The 18,078-nt window shown below is 65.3% G+C and carries 19 protein-coding genes; 12 read left to right on the forward strand and 7 right to left on the reverse strand.

Annotated features, from left to right (window positions below; genetic code table 11):
• Together QOC76_RS18565 and QOC76_RS18570 are read left to right on the forward strand one after the other, a co-directional pair.
• Positions 1-332, forward strand: a 332-nt coding sequence (locus QOC76_RS18565) for an arginine deiminase family protein (protein WP_526359022.1), incomplete at its 5' end; no start/stop codon positions are given.
• A 155-nt stretch (positions 333-487) separates the two neighbouring features.
• Positions 488-1,342, forward strand: coding sequence for a mycofactocin-coupled SDR family oxidoreductase (locus QOC76_RS18570; protein ID WP_526359024.1), 855 nt, complete (start codon positions 488-490; stop codon positions 1,340-1,342).
• Between the two features lie 91 nt (positions 1,343-1,433).
• On the opposite strand, the gene rocD is transcribed toward QOC76_RS18570, so the two are convergent.
• Both rocD and ddaH read right to left on the reverse strand, forming a co-directional pair.
• Positions 1,434-2,666: an ornithine--oxo-acid transaminase gene (gene rocD, locus QOC76_RS18575; RefSeq protein ID WP_526359026.1), complete on the reverse strand. Its 1,233-nt coding sequence runs from the start codon at positions 2,664-2,666 to the stop codon at positions 1,434-1,436.
• Positions 2,663-3,583, reverse strand: coding sequence for a dimethylargininase (gene ddaH / locus QOC76_RS18580; protein WP_526359028.1), 921 nt, complete (start codon positions 3,581-3,583; stop codon positions 2,663-2,665). Before ddaH ends, rocD begins: the two co-directional genes overlap by 4 nt.
• Positions 3,584-3,695: 112 nt before the next feature.
• Here ddaH and QOC76_RS18585 point away from each other — a divergent pair, with 112 nt between their 5' ends.
• Together QOC76_RS18585 and QOC76_RS18590 are read left to right on the forward strand one after the other, a co-directional pair.
• A complete protein-coding gene (locus QOC76_RS18585; RefSeq protein WP_526359030.1) occupies positions 3,696-4,142 on the forward strand; it encodes an Rv2324 family transcriptional regulator in 447 nt (148 codons plus the stop codon).
• A gap of 25 nt (positions 4,143-4,167) precedes the next feature.
• On the forward strand, positions 4,168-5,376 hold the full coding sequence (locus QOC76_RS18590; RefSeq protein ID WP_526359052.1) for an NAD(P)/FAD-dependent oxidoreductase: 1,209 nt from the start codon (positions 4,168-4,170) through the stop codon (positions 5,374-5,376).
• A 14-nt stretch (positions 5,377-5,390) separates the two neighbouring features.
• On the opposite strand, the gene QOC76_RS18595 is transcribed toward QOC76_RS18590, so the two are convergent.
• From QOC76_RS18595 to mftR, 3 genes are all read right to left on the reverse strand, one after another.
• Positions 5,391-6,710 carry a VOC family protein gene (locus QOC76_RS18595; RefSeq protein WP_526359032.1) on the reverse strand — a complete coding sequence of 440 codons (1,320 nt, stop codon included), beginning with the start codon at positions 6,708-6,710 and terminating at the stop codon, positions 5,391-5,393.
• The gene (locus tag QOC76_RS18600) at positions 6,707-7,231 is read right to left on the reverse strand and encodes an RNA polymerase sigma factor (protein ID WP_526359034.1); all 525 of its coding nucleotides are present in this window, start codon (positions 7,229-7,231) and stop codon (positions 6,707-6,709) included. The genes QOC76_RS18595 and QOC76_RS18600 overlap by 4 nt, the downstream gene beginning before the upstream one ends.
• 66 nt (positions 7,232-7,297) lie before the next feature.
• Positions 7,298-7,897 carry a mycofactocin system transcriptional regulator MftR gene (gene mftR / locus QOC76_RS18605; RefSeq protein ID WP_526359054.1) on the reverse strand — a complete coding sequence of 200 codons (600 nt, stop codon included), beginning with the start codon at positions 7,895-7,897 and terminating at the stop codon, positions 7,298-7,300.
• A 92-nt stretch (positions 7,898-7,989) separates the two neighbouring features.
• Here mftR and mftA point away from each other — a divergent pair, with 92 nt between their 5' ends.
• The 7 genes from mftA (at position 7,990) to mftG (ending at position 14,535) form a co-directional block, all read left to right on the forward strand.
• Positions 7,990-8,085, forward strand: a complete 96-nt coding sequence (gene mftA / locus QOC76_RS18610) for a mycofactocin precursor MftA (protein ID WP_526359036.1) — start codon at positions 7,990-7,992, stop codon at positions 8,083-8,085.
• The gene (gene mftB / locus QOC76_RS18615; protein WP_526359038.1) at positions 8,070-8,390 is read left to right on the forward strand and encodes a mycofactocin biosynthesis chaperone MftB; all 321 of its coding nucleotides are present in this window, start codon (positions 8,070-8,072) and stop codon (positions 8,388-8,390) included. Before mftA ends, mftB begins: the two co-directional genes overlap by 16 nt.
• Positions 8,387-9,580, forward strand: a complete 1,194-nt coding sequence (gene mftC / locus QOC76_RS18620; protein WP_526359040.1) for a mycofactocin radical SAM maturase — start codon at positions 8,387-8,389, stop codon at positions 9,578-9,580. Before mftB ends, mftC begins: the two co-directional genes overlap by 4 nt.
• Before the next feature lie 2 nt (positions 9,581-9,582).
• Positions 9,583-10,776: a pre-mycofactocin synthase MftD gene (gene mftD, locus QOC76_RS18625; RefSeq protein WP_526359042.1), complete on the forward strand. Its 1,194-nt coding sequence runs from the start codon at positions 9,583-9,585 to the stop codon at positions 10,774-10,776.
• 137 nt (positions 10,777-10,913) lie between these two features.
• A complete protein-coding gene (gene mftE / locus QOC76_RS18630; protein WP_526359044.1) occupies positions 10,914-11,660 on the forward strand; it encodes a mycofactocin biosynthesis peptidyl-dipeptidase MftE in 747 nt (248 codons plus the stop codon).
• Positions 11,657-13,069, forward strand: coding sequence for a mycofactocin biosynthesis glycosyltransferase MftF (gene mftF / locus QOC76_RS18635; RefSeq protein ID WP_526359046.1), 1,413 nt, complete (start codon positions 11,657-11,659; stop codon positions 13,067-13,069). Before mftE ends, mftF begins: the two co-directional genes overlap by 4 nt.
• 44 nt (positions 13,070-13,113) lie before the next feature.
• Positions 13,114-14,535: a mycofactocin dehydrogenase MftG gene (gene mftG, locus QOC76_RS18640; RefSeq protein ID WP_526359048.1), complete on the forward strand. Its 1,422-nt coding sequence runs from the start codon at positions 13,114-13,116 to the stop codon at positions 14,533-14,535.
• Here the strand turns inward: mftG and QOC76_RS18645 are convergent.
• The gene (locus QOC76_RS18645; RefSeq protein WP_526359056.1) at positions 14,431-16,110 is read right to left on the reverse strand and encodes an MFS transporter; all 1,680 of its coding nucleotides are present in this window, start codon (positions 16,108-16,110) and stop codon (positions 14,431-14,433) included. The genes mftG and QOC76_RS18645 overlap by 105 nt on opposite strands.
• Before the next feature lie 92 nt (positions 16,111-16,202).
• Between QOC76_RS18645 and QOC76_RS18650 the strand changes: the two genes are divergently transcribed.
• Positions 16,203-16,865, forward strand: coding sequence for a TetR/AcrR family transcriptional regulator (locus QOC76_RS18650; RefSeq protein WP_526359050.1), 663 nt, complete (start codon positions 16,203-16,205; stop codon positions 16,863-16,865).
• Here the strand turns inward: QOC76_RS18650 and QOC76_RS18655 are convergent.
• Complete coding sequence (locus tag QOC76_RS18655; protein WP_526359058.1) at positions 16,831-18,066, reverse strand: cytochrome P450; 1,236 nt, start codon at positions 18,064-18,066, stop codon at positions 16,831-16,833. The two genes, QOC76_RS18650 and QOC76_RS18655, sit on opposite strands and share 35 nt — an antisense overlap.
• Positions 18,067-18,078 lie beyond the last annotated feature (12 nt).

Consider the following 18,078-nt stretch of genomic DNA (forward strand, 5'->3'; position numbering starts at 1 on the left):
TGCCCAGCGACTCCGGCGTCGGTGTTGACGTGATCGAGGAGACCAAGCCGTTCGTCGAAGTGGTTGCGGCTGCATTGGAGTTGTCGCATCTGAGGGTCGTGGAGACGGGTGGGAGCAAGTACGACTATGAGCGTCAGCAATGGGACAGCGGCAACAACCTCGTCGCCGTCGAGCCCGGAGTGGTGTTCGCCTATGACCGCAACACTCACACGAATTCTCTGCTGCGCAAAGCAGGGGTGGAGGTCATCACCATCGTTGGGGCGGAACTGGGCCGCGGCCGCGGCGGAGGGCACTGCATGACCTGCCCGATCATTCGCGACCCCGTCGATTAGCGCGTCGGCACGAGCGAAATATTCGCTGTGAGGCGGGCACTTCGAAAGGCCACACAACGGCGCCCGGCCCCGAAGCGAAGCGGATGTGCCGCCGTTCCTAGAACACGTTCCAGTTCGGCTGTTAGCCTGGTCCGCAGTGCACGAAAGGAGCAGTGGTGGCGGCGTCGGACGGCCCTCTGGAAGGGCGAGTGGCATTCATAACCGGGGCCGCGCGCGGCCAGGGCCGGGCTCACGCGATTCGGCTGGCCAACGATGGCGCCGACATCATCGCGATCGATGTCTGCCGCCCAGTTTCCGACACCGTCACCTATCCGCTACCCGCTTCCGAGGACCTCGCCGAAACGGTCCGGGCGGTGGAAGCCACCGGGCGCAAGGTGCTGGCCCGGGAAGTGGACATCCGCGACCTGGCTGCGTTGCAGAAGGTTGTCGCCGACGGTGTCGAGCAGTTCGGCCGGCTGGACATCGTGGTCGCCAACGCCGGCGTGTTGAGCTGGGGACGGTTGTTCGAGATGTCAGAGGAGCAATGGGACACCGTCATCGACATCAATCTGAACGGCACCTGGAAGACGATCCGCGCGGCGGTGCCCGCGATGATCGAGGCCGGCAACGGCGGCTCAATCGTCATCGTCAGCTCATCGGCGGGCCTGAAGGCCACTCCCGGTAACGGCCACTATTCGGCGTCGAAGCACGGCCTGGTGGCGTTGACCAACGCGCTGGCGATCGAAGTGGGCGAGTTCGGGATTCGCGTGAATTCCATCCATCCCTATTCGATCGAGACGCCGATGGTGGAGAAGAAGGCGATGATGGACCTCTTCACCAAATTCCCGCATTACGTTCACAGCTTCTCGCCGATGCCGTACCAACCGGTCAACCACGACGGCAAGAAGGGCCTGATGGAATTCATGATGCCCGAAGAGGTTTCCGACGTGGTCGCCTGGCTGGCAAGCGACGGGTCGGCGACGATTTCCGGCAGCCAGATCGCCGTCGATCGAGGCACCGCGAAGTACTAGCTGGGCGGCACGAGCACCGGCTCCGACGACGCGATCTTCGCGATGCACGGTCATGGTGCCTGCTATGTGGGGCCTAGATCTCCGTCGGCGCTCAGTGTGAACTCGCGTCCTCCAAAACATCGGCGAACTGACCGGTAGCCCAGTCGACCTCTTCGGCGGTGATCACCAGCGGAGGCGCGAAGCGAAGCGTCGAGCCGTGTGTGTCCTTGACCAGCACTCCGCGTTCGGCGAGCCGCATACTGATCTGCTTGCCGGTGCCGAGTGAGGGATCGATGTCGACTCCGGCCCACAATCCGAGCCCACGCACAGCGATCACACCTTTCCCGATGAGGGCACGCAGACGCGTGTGCAGTCGCTCGCCGAGTTCGGTTGAGCGAACCTGGAATTCGCCCCGCCGCAGAATGTCCACGACGGTGGTTCCGATCGCCGCGGCCAGCGGATTGCCGCCGAACGTCGATCCATGTTCGCCGGGGTGAAGCACCCCGAGGACCTCCTCGTTCGCGACCACGGCCGACAGCGGCACCACGCCGCCGCCAAGGGCTTTGCCCAGCAGATAGATGTCGGGCTCAACGCCCCAGTGGTCGCACGCGAACGTGCGTCCGGTGCGAGCAAGACCCGACTGGATCTCGTCAGCGATCATCAGAACGTCGCGCTCGGAGCACAACGCGCGCACGCGTCCCAGATAGTCGTCCGGCGGAACGACGATGCCTGCCTCACCCTGGATCGGCTCGATCAGCACAGCGACGGTGTCGTCGTCGATCGCGGCCGCCAGCGCCTCGGCGTCGCCGAAGGGAACCGAACGGAAGCCGGGGGTGTACGGCCCGAAGCCGCGGCGCGCCGAGTCGTCGTCGGAGAAGCTGATGATCGTCGTCGTACGGCCGTGGAAGTTGTTGTGCGCCACGATGATATTACCCTGGCCTGCTGGCACGCCCTTGACGTCGGTGCCCCACTTACGTGCGACCTTGATACCGCTTTCGACGGCCTCGGCGCCGCTGTTCATCGGCAACACCATGTCCTTGCCGCACAGCTGGGCCAGCGACCGGCAAAACGGCCCGAGCCGCTCGGAGTGGAACGCCCGGCTGACCAGCGTGACGGTGTCGAGTTGGGCGTGGGCGGTCGCGATGATCTCCGGATTGCGGTGCCCGAAGTTCACCGCCGAGTAGGCAGCCAGGCAGTCCAGGTAGCGCCTGCCCTCGATGTCGGTGATCCAGACACCCTCGGCACTGGCCGCGACGACCGGCAGCGGCGAGTAGTTGTGCGCGACGTAGCGATCGTCGACGGCGATCGCACCGGTGGTTGGTGTCACGGAATCGAGAATGGTCACGAATACACCTCCAGAGTGCAGCATTTGATGGATCCGCCACCCTTCAGCAGCTCAGAGAGGTCGACACCGATCGGCACGAACCCGGCATCGCAGAGTTGCCCGGCGAAGCCAGCCGCCGCCGCCGGATGGACGACGTTCAAACCGTCGGAGACGGCGTTGAGCCCGAGCACGTAGGCGTCGGCTGTTGCTACCTCGATGGCGTCGGGGAAGAATTCGAGCAACCGCGCGCGCGACTCTTCGGTGAACGCCGGCGGGTAGTAGGCGATCGTGGTCTCGTCGAGTACCGCGAGCGCGGTGTCGAGATGGTAGAAGCGTGGATCGACGAGTTCCAAGCTGACCAGCGGCATCCCGACCGCAGCCGCGATCTCGTGGTGTGCGCGGCGGTCGGTGCGAAACCCGTAGCCCGCCAGCACGATCGAACCCACTACGAGCAGGTCGCCCTGGCCCTCGTTGACGTGTCGCGTTTCGATGGGATGGAAGCCGTGGCGGCCCATCCATTCGGCGTAGGCGACGGATTCACCAGCCCGCTCCGGGTAGGCGAATCGTGCGACGACGGCTTTGCCCTCGACGATGAGGCCGCCGTTGGCGGCGTACACCATGTCCGGCAACCCGGCGACGGGCTCGACCACTTCGACGGTATGCCCCAGGTCCTTATACGTCTGGCGCAGGGTTTCCCACTGGTTCATAGCCAGGTGGCTGTCCACCCGCGTCGAGGTGTCCATCCACGGGTTGATCGCGTACTCGACGGTGAAGAACGTCGGCGGCGTCATCACGTAACGACGGCAGGTTGCCTCGCGCCCGCTCTCTCTGTCGGCGCCGAAGCGCCTGCAGGTTGCGGCGACGTCGGATACCGGAGCCGCAACGGCGGCGACATCAGAGATTGGAGCCGCAACGGCGGCGACATCAGCGATCGTCATAATCGAACGATATTGGCTGCAGTTTTTGCAATCAATCGCCGTTCATTGCGTGTCGACCAGCGATCCGTTGTGTCAGAATATGAAAAGCGGCGGTTTATTGCGTGGAGGTGACATGGAGCGGCTGGACGAGACCGACGAGCTCATTCTTGCCGAGTTGGCCCAGGACGCCCGAGCGACGTACGCCGAGATCGGCCTGCGGGTGAACTTGTCCGCTCCGGCGGTGAAGCGCCGTGTCGACCGTATGCTCGACAGCGGGGTCATCCGCGGGTTCACCACCGTCGTCGACCGAAACGCGTTGGGCTGGAACACCGAGGCTTATGTACAGGTGTTCCGCCACGGCACCGTCGCTCCCGACGAACTGCGCAAGGCGTGGGTCGACATCCCGGAGGTGGTGAGCGCGGCCACCGTCACCGGCACCGCCGACGCGATCCTGCACGTTCTCGCCCGCGATATGCGCCATCTGGAAATGGCGCTGGAGCGGATCCGCTCGGCCGCTGATGTCGAACGCAGCGAAAGCATCGTGGTGTTGACGAACGTCATCGACCGGATGCGAGGCTGACACCGCAAACAGCGGGGTGGCGCACATTTGCCCGAAGCCATCGTGTAGAAAACCCCACGTGGGCACATCTGCGGGCATCGTCATCGTCGGAGGCGGGCTGGCCGCCGCACGGACCGCTGAACAGCTGCGCCGATCGGAGTACCGCGGGGCCGTCACGATCGTCAGCGACGAGGATCATCTGCCGTACGACCGTCCGCCGCTGTCCAAGGAAGTGCTGCGCGCCGAGCTGGACGACGTCACCCTCAAGCCTGCGGAGTTCTACGACGAGAACGACATCACCGTGCGGCTCGGCAACGGGGTGCGCTCGGTGGATCCCGCCGCGCAGACGGTGACGTTGGCCGACGGCCGCGAGCTGGCATATGACGAGCTGATCATCGCGACCGGTCTCGTTCCCAAGACCATCCCGTCGTTTCCGGACTTGGAAGGTATTCGAGTGCTCCGCTCTCTGGATGAGAGCATCGCGCTGCGCGAGCATGCGGGTTCAGCCAAGCACGCGGTCGTAATCGGTGCTGGCTTCATCGGTTGCGAAGTGGCGGCGAGCCTACGCGGCATGGGCGTGAATGTCGCCCTGGTGGAACCACAACCGACTCCGCTCGCGTCGGTGCTCGGCGAGCGGATCGGCGCGCTGGTAACCCGCCTGCATCAAGCGGAGGGTGTCGATGTGCGCTGCAACGTCGGCGTGAGCGAAGTGCACGGCACCGACCACGTCGAGAAGGTTGTGCTGTCGGACGGCAGCGAGCTCGACGCCGACCTGGTGGTCGTCGGGATCGGATCGAAGCCGGCCATCGACTGGCTCGAAGGCAGCGGCATCCACCTGGACAACGGCGTTGTCTGCGATGACGTCGGCCGCACCGCCACCGCCCATGTGTGGGCGATCGGCGACGTCGCGTCGTGGCGGCATCCAGTGGGACACCAAGTCCGCGTCGAGCATTGGAGCAATGTCGCCGACCAGGCGCGGGTACTGGTGCCGGCGATGCTGGGTAAAGAAATACCGGCGACGGTGTCGGTGCCCTATTTTTGGAGCGACCAGTACGACGTCAAGATCCAGTGTCTCGGAGAACCGCAGGCCGACGACACAGTACACGTGGTCGCGGACGACGGCAGGAAGTTTCTGGCGTTCTACGAACGCGACGGCGTCGTGGCTGGGGTCGTCGGCGGCGGCATGCCGGGCAAGGTGATGAAGGTGCGCAGCAAGATCGCCTCCGGCGCTCCGATCGCCGACGTGCTCGGCTAGCAAAATACGGCTTGCTAGTGCTCGCCGAGGTAGAACCGGCTGCCTTGGTCGTCGGTGCACTGCGCTGACTTGCCGTAGGGCTGCTGCGACGGTTCGTCGATGACCGTGCCGCCGGCCTCCCGCACGCGGGCGACCGCCGCGTCGATGTCGTCCACCGTCCACATGGGCACCGTCACCTGATGCGCGTTGCCACCCGCTACGCCCGCCATCGGGTGAGTCTGCTGAACCTGCCAGCCGTCGGCGATACGGCCGGGTTCGAAGGTCCAGAACAACACGCGGCTGTAGAACGCCTTGAAGGCAGCCGAGTCGACCACCTCGTAGGTGATGTACGAAAGTTCGCCTGGCCCTGAACCGTTCAGCTCGGGCCTGGGCTGACCCGGGTTCGGCTGGAAGACGGCGAACGACGCCCCGTGCGAGTCGGTGGCGCCACTGAGCGTGCCGAAGTCGAACTGCTCGACTCTGTCGACAGTTCCGCCGCCGTCCACGATCGCCTGCCTGGCGCCGTCGAGGTCGGCCACCGCGTAGCAGCAGAACAGGGTGGGCGGTGCGTCGACGCTATGGATGCCGATGCGCTCCCTGGTGTTGGTGACCTGGTTGGTTTCCGCGTCGAAGGTCCAGCCGAGGACGTGGCCGTAGAAGGCGGCTGCCCGGTCGGCGTCCGGCGTCCACACCGAGACGTAGCCGACGTCGCCGTGCTGAATCTGAATCGGCGCACCGGTCACTGGTCCGCTGAGCATCCACCGATGTCCGAACGGGTCGATGATGGTGGCACTGCGGGCACCGTAATTCTCATACGGCTCCCGCTGCACCGCCGCCCCACGCTCCCGGGCCCGCGTCAGGGTGGCGTCGGTGTCGGTCACCGGCAACATCAGGCTCACCGAACTCGCCTGCGGCGCGGGTGCTTTCAGGCCGATCTCGGGATACTCGTCGGCCAGATAGATTACGCCGTCACCGATCTGCAACTCCGCGTGCCCGACGCGGCCGTCATCCATCTCGTACATCTCACCCACAAGCGACGCGCCGAAGGTCTCGGTGTACCAGGCAATGGCCTCACGTGCGTTTGCGACAGAGAGGTAGGGCAGCGCCGCAGCACGTGGTGGTGCGGTGGCCACTTCGGGCGCAGCGGTGGGATCGTTCAATTCAGCGATGGCGGTATCGGTGCCGCTCATATCGACTTCTCCTGTTCGATTGGGCAGGGACAGAACCGATTCCAGGCGTGTGCGCAGTCGCGCCGCGAAAGCCGGATCGGGTTGGACCGGAAGCTCGCCGCCGTGCAGCGCGGTCAGTGGATCGTGGCTGTTGTCTTTTCCGCTCCTCGCGTCCTCGGTGTTCACGACGTTCCTCCTTCCGGTCCCGGGTAGTGCGATCTGAAGGCGCGACGGGCGCGCACCAGCAGCGCTTCTGTGGCGTGCACGGTGCGACCGAGCAACTCGGCACACTGCGGCACGCTGTAGTCGTCCATGTAGCGCAGTGCAAGCACGGTGCGGTGTTGTTCGGGCAGTTTGGACAGCACGCTCTCGGCCACTATCCGATCCAGCTCGGCGTCCCACCCGTCGGCCGGGTCTACCGGTTCGGGCGGCTCGGCCACCGGAACGGTGAACCGGTCGGACCTTCGCCTGTAGTGGTCGGCGAGCTTGTGCCGCGCCACGCCGATCAGCCAGGGCACCGTGATCGGCGGCGGAGCGTCTTTCCGCGCGGCGTCCATCGCCGCCAGAAAGGTTTCCGACGTCAGATCTTCTGCGGCTCCGCGGTCACCGCAGCGGCGGACGAAATATCCGTACACCGTGGGCAGCGCCTCGTCGTACAGCGCCAACAGCGCCCGCGCAGCGTCATCAGGCTCTGGTTCGGCGCTCACACCCTTATCGTCGCCTCGAAGCGCCGAACTCCGACGCCCCAATCGAGAAAATTTCTTTACGCCGACTCAGGTCAACGCACGAAGACCGTCGCTGACCGTGTCGAACGCACCGTTCAGCGCCTGCGCCAAGGACACCGACTCGTCAGCCAGCCAGTGTTCGTAGGCGGACAACGCCGCCCCGAGCATCGTCCATGCCACTGTCTGCGGCACCAGAGCGCCGGCGTTGACGCCCAGCCGTCGCGCCACGAAGGCGGAGACCACCGCGCGCCATCCGGCATACATCGTCATCGAATAGGCCTGCAGCTCGGCTGTCTGCAGAATGACCCGCATCCGCTGCCGGTGCCGCGCGGTCTCCGTGTCGTCAAAGGTGTTGAACGCCAACAGCGCCGTTCGCAGCGCATCACCGATCGGCACGGCCGGGTCCAGGTCGGCCAGTTGGTCGCGCATGCGCTCGAGGTGCGCGTCGAAATCGCCCCATGGCAGTGCGTTCTTGGACGGGTAGTAGCGGAAGAGTGTGCGGCGTGCGATTCCTGCGGCGTGTGCGACGTCGTCGACGCTCACCGCGTCGAAGCCGCGTGCGGCGAAGAGATCGATCGCGACGTTGCTGAGGTGGTCCCAGGTCGTCGAGCGACGCCGCCCCACCCGGTGTTCGGAATTCGGCCGCATCACCAACCCCGCTCTTCCATTCTGGCACTCGATGCCATATTCTTGCGATCTCGATCACATTTGTCGAGACCCGGTAGAGAAGGGCGTGGCGCATGGAGCCGAATCAGCAGGCGGAAACTGACACCGAACTCGTCACCGAGACGCTGGTCGAAGAGGTGTCGATCGACGGGATGTGCGGGGTCTACTGACCCGCACGCGTGAGCAAGCAAGGCCTACCGTGACGTTCGATCCGAACGCCAGTTGGCGGCTGCACCACCAGGTGGCGGTGCGCCCTGAGCCGTTCGGCGCATTGCTGTATCACTTCGGCACGCGCAAGCTGTCGTTCCTGAAGAACCGGACCATCGTCGAGGTGATCAACTCACTGGGGGACCACCCCGACGTCAGGTCAGCCTGCCGCGCGGCGGGAGTCGACGACGCGCATCAGGGTCCGTACTTGCACGCGCTGGGCGTGCTGGCCGAGTCGAAGATGCTCATAGCGGGAGAGAACCCATGACGTCTGCCAAATCGCCGGAAGTCCAACCGGTGCCACGGCTGGTCGAGCAGTTCGAGCGGGGGCTCGACGCGCCGATCTGCCTGACCTGGGAGCTGACGTACGCCTGCAACCTGGCGTGCGTGCACTGCCTGTCCTCGTCGGGCAAGCGGGATCCAGGCGAGCTGTCGACGCAGCAGTGCAAGGACATCATCGACGAGCTCGAACGCATGCAGGTGTTCTACGTCAACATCGGCGGCGGTGAACCCACCGTGCGCCCGGACTTCTGGGAACTGGTCGACTATGCCACCGCCCACCATGTCGGGGTGAAGTTCTCCACCAACGGTGTGCGGATCACGCCCGAGGTGGCGACCCGGCTGGCTGCCAGCGACTACGTCGACGTGCAGATCTCCCTCGACGGGGCCACGGCAGAGGTCAACGATGCCGTGCGCGGCGAGGGCTCGTTCGCGATGGCCGTGCGAGCGCTGGAGAATCTGGCCGCCGCCGGGTTCGAAGACGCGAAGATCTCTGTTGTTGTCACTCGCCAGAATGTCGATCAGCTCGATGAATTCGCGGCTTTGGCAGCACGTTACGGCGCAACCCTTCGCATCACCCGCCTTCGCCCGTCGGGTCGCGGCGCCGATGTATGGGATGAACTGCACCCAACCCCCGAGCAGCAGGTGCAGCTGTACGACTGGCTCGTCGAGCGCGGCGACCGCGTGCTGACGGGTGACTCCTTCTTCCACTTGTCCGGCCTGGGTGCACCGGGCGCGCTCGCCGGACTGAACCTCTGCGGAGCGGGCCGGGTGGTCTGTTTGATAGATCCGGTCGGTGACGTCTACGCCTGTCCATTCGCCATCCACGACCGATTCCTGGCCGGAAACATTCTGTCCGACTCGGGTTTCGACAACGTCTGGAAGAACGCCCCGCTGTTTCGTGAGCTGCGGGAGCCTCAGTCGGCGGGCGCGTGCGGCAGCTGTGGCCACTATGACAGCTGCCGGGGAGGCTGCATGGCGGCAAAGTTCTTCACCGGTCTGCCTCTTGACGGTCCTGACCCAGAATGTGTTGAGGGATATGGCGTTCCGGCGCTCGAGCAGGACAGGGTCAAGCCAAGGCCGAGCGGTGACCACTCCCGCGGGACAAAACAAGGGCCGATCCCACTCAAGCTGCTGACCAGCCCTCCTTCCCGGCTGTGTAACGAGAGTCCGGTCTGACCGTGGCCCGAGACAAGTGGTTCGAAACGGTGGCGTTCGCCCAACAGCGCGCGAAGAAGCGGCTGCCCAAGTCGGTCTACAGCGCGTTGCTTGCCGCCAGCGAGAAGGGCATCACCGTCGCAGACAACGTCGAGGCGTTCGGCGAGCTCGGGTTCGCCCCGCACGTCATCGGTGCCATCGAGAAGCGCGATCTGTCGACGACCGTTATGGGGCAGGATATTTCGCTGCCCGTGCTGATATCGCCGACGGGGGTGCAGGCGGTCCACCCAGACGGTGAGATCGCCGTGGCCCGTGCGGCCGCCGCGAGGGGCACGGCGATGGGATTGTCGTCGTTTGCAAGCAAGCCGATCGAGGACGTCATCGCCGCCAACCCGAAGACGTTCTTCCAGGTGTACTGGCTGGGCGGACGGGATGCCGTCGCGGCACGTGTGGAACGCGCCCGAGCCGCGGGCGCCGTCGGCCTGATCGCCACAACGGACTGGAGCTTCGCGCACGGCCGTGACTGGGGCAGCCCGAAGATTCCCGAGCACATGGACCTGCGCACGACGGTACGGATGCTCCCCGAGGGCCTCACCCGGCCGCGGTGGCTCATGCAATGGGCCAAGACGATGCGCCCACCGGATCTGCGGGTGCCCAATCAGGCCCGGCTGGGCGAGCCCGGTCCGCCGTTCTTCGCAGCGTATGGCGAGTGGATGGCGACGCCACCGCCCACCTGGGAGGACATCGCCTGGCTTCGCGAGCTCTGGGGCGGACCGTTCATGCTCAAGGGCGTGATGCGGGTCGACGACGCGAAACGTGCTGTGGATGCCGGTGTTTCGGCGATCTCGGTATCGAACCACGGTGGCAACAACCTGGACGGGACACCCGCATCCATTCGCGCGCTGGCCCCCATCGCCGAAGCCGTAGGAGACCAGATCGACGTTCTGCTCGACGGTGGCGTGCGTCGCGGCAGCGACGTGGTCAAGGCACTGGCGCTCGGCGCGCGGGCGGTCATGATCGGTCGGGCGTATCTCTGGGGTTTGGCGGCCGAGGGCCAGGCCGGTGTCGAGAACGTGCTCGACGTCCTGCGCGGCGGTATCGACTCCGTGATGATGGGCCTCGGCCGAGCGTCGATCCACGACCTCGTCGCCGGCGACGTAGTGGTTCCTCCTGGCTTCATCCGGGCGCTGGGTCTGCCGGATGAGGCCGGCGCCTGACGCGTCAACTCCGCTACCAGCTAGATTGCGCGTGAAACATGCGTGGCAGGCGGGACGGACGTGGTTAGCCGACAGCCTCTACGGCAAATTCGTGGAAAACAAAATATGCGCATGCGCCAACAACCGGCGCACGGCAGGTGAATTCGTCCTACCATCGGCGGGTGGCTTTCCCCAGCGAGCTTGGGAACTCAACGTCGAGACAGCTGCGAGGCACATCACCCGCGTTGGTTATCCCGATAGGTTCCACCGAACAGCATGGCGCTCACCTGCCGCTGGACACCGACACCAGAATCGCCGCCGCTGTCGCTCGTGGGGTTGCTGAACGGCTGACGGAGGCCGATCATGATGCTGGATGGATGCTTGCACCGCCGATCGGCTACGGCGCCAGTGGCGAACACGAGAGCTTTCCCGGCACGGTTTCGATCGGCAACTCTGCTCTACGGCTGTTGCTTGTGGAGTTCGGCCGGTCGGCCGCGAACTGGGCAAGGCGGCAGGTGTTCGTCAATGGCCACGGGGGAAATGTGGAGGCCCTGGCGGCCGCGGTCGCATTGCTGAGGTACGAGGGCCGGGATGTCGGGTGGTGCTCGTGTGGTGTGGAGAACGCCGACGCGCATGCGGGACACACCGAAACGTCTGTATTGCTACATATTTCGCCGGACGTGGTGCGGGTCGAGGAAATGGCGCCGGGGAACCGGGCACCGCTGGCGGAACTGCTACCCGCGATGCGCACCGGCGGGATGGCAGCCGTGAGTGAATTGGGCGTACTGGGCGACCCGACGACAGCCACCAAGGTCGACGGTGAACGCCTCTTTGCCGAGATGATCGACGGGTGTGCGCGTCGGGTCGCACGCTGGAAACCCGACCGCGACGGAATGCTGACATGATTCAGCCCCGACTCCCGGACGGCTTCGCCGTGCAGGTCGATCGCCGAGTCAAGGTGCTCGGCGAGGGGTCGGCTCTGCTCGGCGGATCGCCCACCCGCCTGCTGCGGCTCGCACCCGCCGCCCAGACGATGCTCAGCGGCGGCAGGCTCGAAGTGCACGACGCGCTCAGCGCCCAGGTCGCGCGCACCCTGCTCGACGCCACCGTCGCCCACCCTCGACCTGCCAGTGGACCCTCCCACAAAGACGTCACCGTCGTTATTCCGGTGCGCGACAACCCTTCTGGTGTAAATCGGTTGGTTGCCGCACTCCGCGGTATGCGTGTGGTGGTTGTCGACGACGGCTCGGTCAGCCCCATCAAACAGACTGACTTCGAGCTCATTCACTGCGACGTGCAGGTGCTGCGCCATCCCCGTAGCAAAGGACCCGCATCTGCCCGCAACACCGGTCTGACGGTTTGCAGCACGGACTTCGTTGCCTTCCTCGATTCCGACGTGGTGCCGCGACGCGGCTGGCTGGAGGCGCTGCTCGGCCACTTCTGCGATCCCGCAGTGGCTTTGGTGGCACCACGTATCGTGAATCTGGCACAACCGGACAGCCTGGTGGCCCGTTACGAGGCGGTGCGCTCCTCACTGGACCTCGGGCAGCGCGAGGCACCCGTCGTGCCCTACGGCACCGTCTCATACGTGCCGAGTGCGGCGATCATCTGCCGCCGCACCGTACTGAAGGAGGTCGGCGGATTCGACGAGACGCTGAAGTCGGGGGAGGACGTCGACCTGTGCTGGCGGTTCGTCGAAGCCGGTGCTCGGCTGCGCTACGAGCCGATCGCGACGGTCGCCCACGAGCACCGTACGCAACTGCGAGAGTGGTTCGTGCGCAGGGCTTTCTACGGTGAGTCGGCCGCGCCGCTTTCGGTGCGTCATCCCGGCAAGACCGCGCCGCTGGTGATCTCCGGGTGGACGCTGATGGTGTGGGTCCTGCTCACGATGGGCTCCACGTTCGGATACCTCGCCTCGATGGTGGTGGCCACGATCACCGGGCGCCGGATCGCCGACTCACTAGGTTCGGTCGACACCGAGCCGAAGGAAGTCGCCGTGGTCGCCGCGCACGGCCTCTGGTCGGGGGCGCTGCAGCTTGCTGCAGCGATCTGCAGGCATTACTGGCCGATCGCCCTGATCCTCGCGATGCTGTCGCGTCGCTGTAGGAATGTGGTGCTGGTTGCGGCGATCATCGACGGCGTCGTCGACTGGGTGAAGCGACACGGCAATGTCGAGGACGACACGAAGCCCGTCGGCCTGGTCAGCTACCTACTACTGAAGCGCCTCGACGACATCGCGTACGGCACCGGCCTGTGGACCGGCGTGATACGGGAACGACATATCGGCGCCCTCAAGCCGCAGATTCGGACCTGACGTCGTTGCATATTGGCTCGCCTGCTCATCGCGCGCGTAATGACGTGCTGATCATCGGTGCTGGTAGTGCTGGATCTGTTGTAGCGGAGCGACTTTCGCGTGATGAGTCCTGCCAAGTCACAGTCGTTGAGGCGGGTCCTGCGCCGTCTGACCCTGCGGTCAGCGCCCAGATCACCGATGCGGTGAGAATGCCGATAGGCTCCGCCAGCTCCGTGGTGCGGCACTATGCGTCGACGCTGACCGCTGATCCGAAACGAATCGGGCACATCATGCGCGGGGCTGTCGTCGGCGGATCCGGAGCCGTCAACGGCGGCTACTTCTGCCGTGCGCTGCCAGAGGACTTCGCGGGCTGGTCACTGCCGGGCTGGGCCTGGACCGATGTGTTGCCGCACTTCCGGGCTGTCGAGCGGGATCTCGACTTCGTCGGCCCGTTGCACGGATCGGATGGCCCGATACTCGTTCGCCGTGTCTCCGAATTCGACGGCTGTACAGCGTCTTTCGTGGAAGCCGCTGCCGAAATCGGATACCCGTGGGTCGCGGATCTCAATGGTGCGACCGAAGGCCGACCACTGCCTGCAGGTGTCGGCGCCGTGCCGTTGAACATCAACGGCGGCACGCGAATCGGGCCGGGAGGCGCTTTCCTGCAGCCAGCACTCGATCGTGACAACCTGACGCTGACAGCCGATACGCGAGCTTTGCGCATCAGATTCGATCGGGATCGCGCGGTGGGCGTCGACTGTGCCGGACCGGACGGCACCGTGCAACTGTCCGCAGATCGAATAGTGCTGTGCGCCGGGGCGATCGGGTCCGCCCATTTGTTGATGCTGTCGGGCGTCGGGCCCGAGGCTGCGCTCGCAAGTGCGGGTATCCCGATTGTCCTTGATTCACCGGTCGGGGTGCACACGAGCGATCACCCCGAATGGGTGCTGCCGGTGGACTGGACACCGACCCACGACCTTCCTCCGCTCGAGGCGATTCTGACGACACCCAACGGCCTGGAGATCAGGCCCTATACGCGGGGCTTTGGTGCCATGGTCGAGGGCACAGGCGGCGACCCGGCAGACCGACCGCACATCGGTGTCGCGTTGATGCATCCGCGATCACGGGGAAGGCTGCGGGTGATGTCTGATGATCCTGCGGTGGCCCCGTTGATCGAACACCGCTACGACAGCGACTCTCATGATGTCGCCATGTTGAGTGCCGGCGCCGAGCTTGCGCGTGAATTAGCATCAGCGTCAACCAAAGTCGGCAATGCTAGCTGGTCCACATCGCAGCACCTGTGCGCGACCGCTCCCATGGGTGTCGAGGGCGACGCCTCGGCCGTCGTCGACGAGCGCTGCAGGGTGCGCGGCGTCGACGGGCTATGGGTTGTCGACGGCTCGGTGCTGCCCACCGTCACCGGCCGCGGGCCCCACGCCACCATCGTGATGCTCGGGCACCGGGCCGCCGACTTCGTCGTCGGCTGATCGACGCGCCGTCAGACCGCGAACGAACCTCAACTGCCTGCCGTCGCGGCCCGGCGCCCACACTGCGATGAAGGCGGCTGCGACGGTGACGATGATGGATATGACTATGACAGATAGGTCCATCGCGTCGAGGAAGGCCGATTCGGCCAGCTTCGCCAACATCGGGCCCTGCGGGCCAAGCTGTTTGGCGATCTCGATGGCGTTGGCGAGCGAATCGGTCGCCCCGCCGCGGATCTGCTCGGGGAACACGCCGAGGCCGGGGGTGAGCGCCTTGGTGTACTGCGCCGCGAGCACTGACCCGGCGACGGCGATGCCGACCGCCGCGCCGACTTCGCGGGTGGCGTCGTTGACCGCCGATGCGACACCCTGCTTCTCGGTTGGCACGGCGTTCATGATGGCCGATGTGGTGGGCGCCACGCATAATCCGATGCCGGCGCTGGTGATCAGGAACGGCCAGACGAGTTCGATGTAGGTCGAGTCGGCTTCGAGGTACCGCATGCTGAACAACCCCGCGGCAATCAGAAGGAAGCCGACGGTCACGACCAGTCGGAGTCCGAGGCGGGGAAGGATCAGATGCATCGTCGCGCCGAGGGCGACGATCGGCACGGCCACCGGCGCCAGCGCCCAAGCAGTTTGCAGTGGGCTGTATCCGAGGATCAGCTGCATGTACTGCATGACAACGAAGAAGAAGCCGAAGTTGGCGAAGAAAAGGAAGGTGATGCCGACCGAGCCGGTGGCGAAGTCGGGGCGGCCGAACAACCTCACGTCGAGGAGCGGATGTCTGCGCCGCAGTTCGACGACCGTGAACGCGATCGCCAGTAACACGCCGACCGACATGCAACCCCAGACGACGGGGTGGGTCCATCCGCGTGCGGGAGCCTCAACCACTCCGAATACGAAGATCGCAACGGCGCCGCCGATGAGGACGGCGCCCACCCAGTCCACCGGAGTGGCGGTTTCGTCGCGTGAGGTGCGAATTGTGCACGTGCACACAAACAGTGCGACGCTTGCGACCGCGAAAGCGTAGAACACCGACTGCCATTCGAAGAAGTGGAGCAGCAGCCCGGAACCCATGAACCCGACGATCGCTCCGGAACTCGCGACCCCCGCCCAGATGCCGATGGCCTTGTTCCGCTCGTTCTTTGGATAGGCAGCGGTCAGCAGCGAAAGGGTCGCAGGCATGATGAAGGCCGCGCCGATGCCTGCGACAGCGCGTGCGACGATGATCTGTACCGGGCTGTCGAACACCGTCGGCGCCAGCGATGCGAGCGCGAAGATCGCCAACCCGACAAGCAGGGCACCGCGGCGTCCGTACCGATCGCCCAGCGCGCCGGCGGGCAACAGCAGGCACGCCAGCACAAGGGTGTAGCCATCGACCACCCAGGTGAGTTGCGTCTGGGTCGCCGCGGTTTGCACTGCGATGTCCGGCAGCGCCGCGTTAAGCGCAACCATCGAAGAGATCACCAGCAGGACATCGACGGCTGCGACCGTCAACAACCAGAACCGGCCGAATTTCGACAAGGAGGCCAGGTCTGCGTCGATATCCTGATCGGACCGGACGACGGTGTCGACCATGAACGTCACTCGCTTTCGATCGGCTATTTTTGAGACTAACAGTCTCGCTAGGAGACCGACAGTCTTGTTCCCGCAGGGAAGGCGGCCAAACCATGACCGGCGATCGTGACGATCCGCGACCGGCCCGATCGCGGGCCCGTCTGCTCGGCGCGGCGACCGCGCTCCTGCGCGCGGGAGGTCCGAATGCGGTGACCGTCGATGCGGTCACGCGTGCCGCCAACGTGGCTCGTGCCACGCTCTATCGCCACTTTCCAAGTGGAAATGATCTGCTGGCGGCGGCTTTTCACGCACTCATACCGCCTGCCCCTATGCCGCCCGCGGAAGGCTTGTTGCGAGACCGGCTGATAGCGCTGGTGCAGGCGCAGGCCGAGATGATCGCCGAGGCTCCCATCACCCTGACCGCAATGTCCTGGTTGACCCTCGGCGGCGACCTCGAGCGACTGCCCGGCGCGCCGCATCGCGGCGCACCCGACAGTCCCGACGTGCAAACCTTGCGGGAGCGGGTAGCCGAACAGTACGCGGCGCCGTTCGAGGCGATTCTCAGTAGTCCGCAGGCGCTCGCCGAGCTCGGCGAAGTTGACCGCACCACGGCGGCGGCATTGCTGCTCGGGCCCATCGCGTTGGGCAAGCTGTCCACGCTGCCGGACTTCGACTACCGCGAGATCGCGGTTTGCGCCGTCGACGGCTTTCTGGCCACCCATCGCAAGAGGGACAAGGGCCTCAGCGCAGCGAGTAACGAACAGGCAGGTGCTTGAGTCCGCCGACGAACGTGGTCGCGGACAGTTGCGGCCGCCCGGCCAATTCAATCGACTCCAATCGCGGTACCAGTTCGGTGTACAAGCTGTTCATCTCCATCCGCGCCAGCGCCGCGCCGAGGCAGAAGTGCACGCCGTAGCCGAACGCCAGGTGCTTGTTCGGATCGCGGCCGACGTCGAACCGGAAGGGCTCTTCGAAGATGTCTTCGTCGCGGTTACCCGAAACGTACGCCAGGTAGACCGATTCCCCCTTGGCGATGGGCACGCCGCGAATCATGTTGTCCTCGGCCGCAGTTCGCATGAATTCCTTCACCGGCGTCGTCCAACGGATCATCTCCTCGACCGCGGTCGGCATCAGATCCATGTTGTCGCGCAAACGCATCAACTGGTCAGGGTTCTCGGCAAGCGCCAGGAGGCCACCGGACATGGCATCTTTTGTGGTGTCGTGCCCGGCGCTGGCGATGATGACGTAATACGACAGGGCGTCCATGTCCGAAAGCAGCTCGCCGTCGATGCGGCCGTTGGCGATCGCCGAAGCCAGATCTTCCGTCGGATTCGCCCGTCGTGACGCCGTCAAGGCGCCGAAGTAGTTGAAGAAATCGGCGAGCACGGCCAACAGATCCTCGGTCGAATCACCCCGCCGGTGTTCCTCGTCATCGCCGCCGAACATTTCTTGCGTCAGCTTCATCATCCGCGGAAAGTCGTCCTCCGGCAGACCGAGGAGCGAAAGGATCACGTAGAGGGGGAAGTTGACGGCGACCGCCTCGACGAAGTCGCACTCCGGGCCGATGTCACGCATCGTGTCGACGTAGCGCTTGGCCAACTCATCGACCCTGAGTCTGAGGGCGCGCATGGCCTTCGGGCGAAACCAATCGGCGCCGATGGCCCGTACCTTGCGGTGGTGTGGGTCATCCATGTGAATCAGCGTCCGGATGCCCATGCCGGCTTCCTGTTGAGCTTTCAACACATCGTCCGTCGCGGCGGTGGCCAGCAGCGGGCGCGGCTCCGACAGGAACAGGTGGTTCGCCCGTTCGATGGCCATGATGTCTTCGTGCTTCGTGACCGCCCAGAACGGCCGGTACGGCGGGTTATCGACCCACGCCACTGGATTGTTCGCCCGCAGCCAGGCGAGCGCGGTATGTAGCCGGTCGTCGTCGGCGTATGCCGTCGGGTCGGCCAGTGCCTTGGCCGACTCGACCATCGTGCGCGAACT

The organism is Mycobacterium sp., from assembly GCF_032159565.1.
GTDB lineage: Bacteria > Actinomycetota > Actinomycetes > Mycobacteriales > Mycobacteriaceae > Mycobacterium.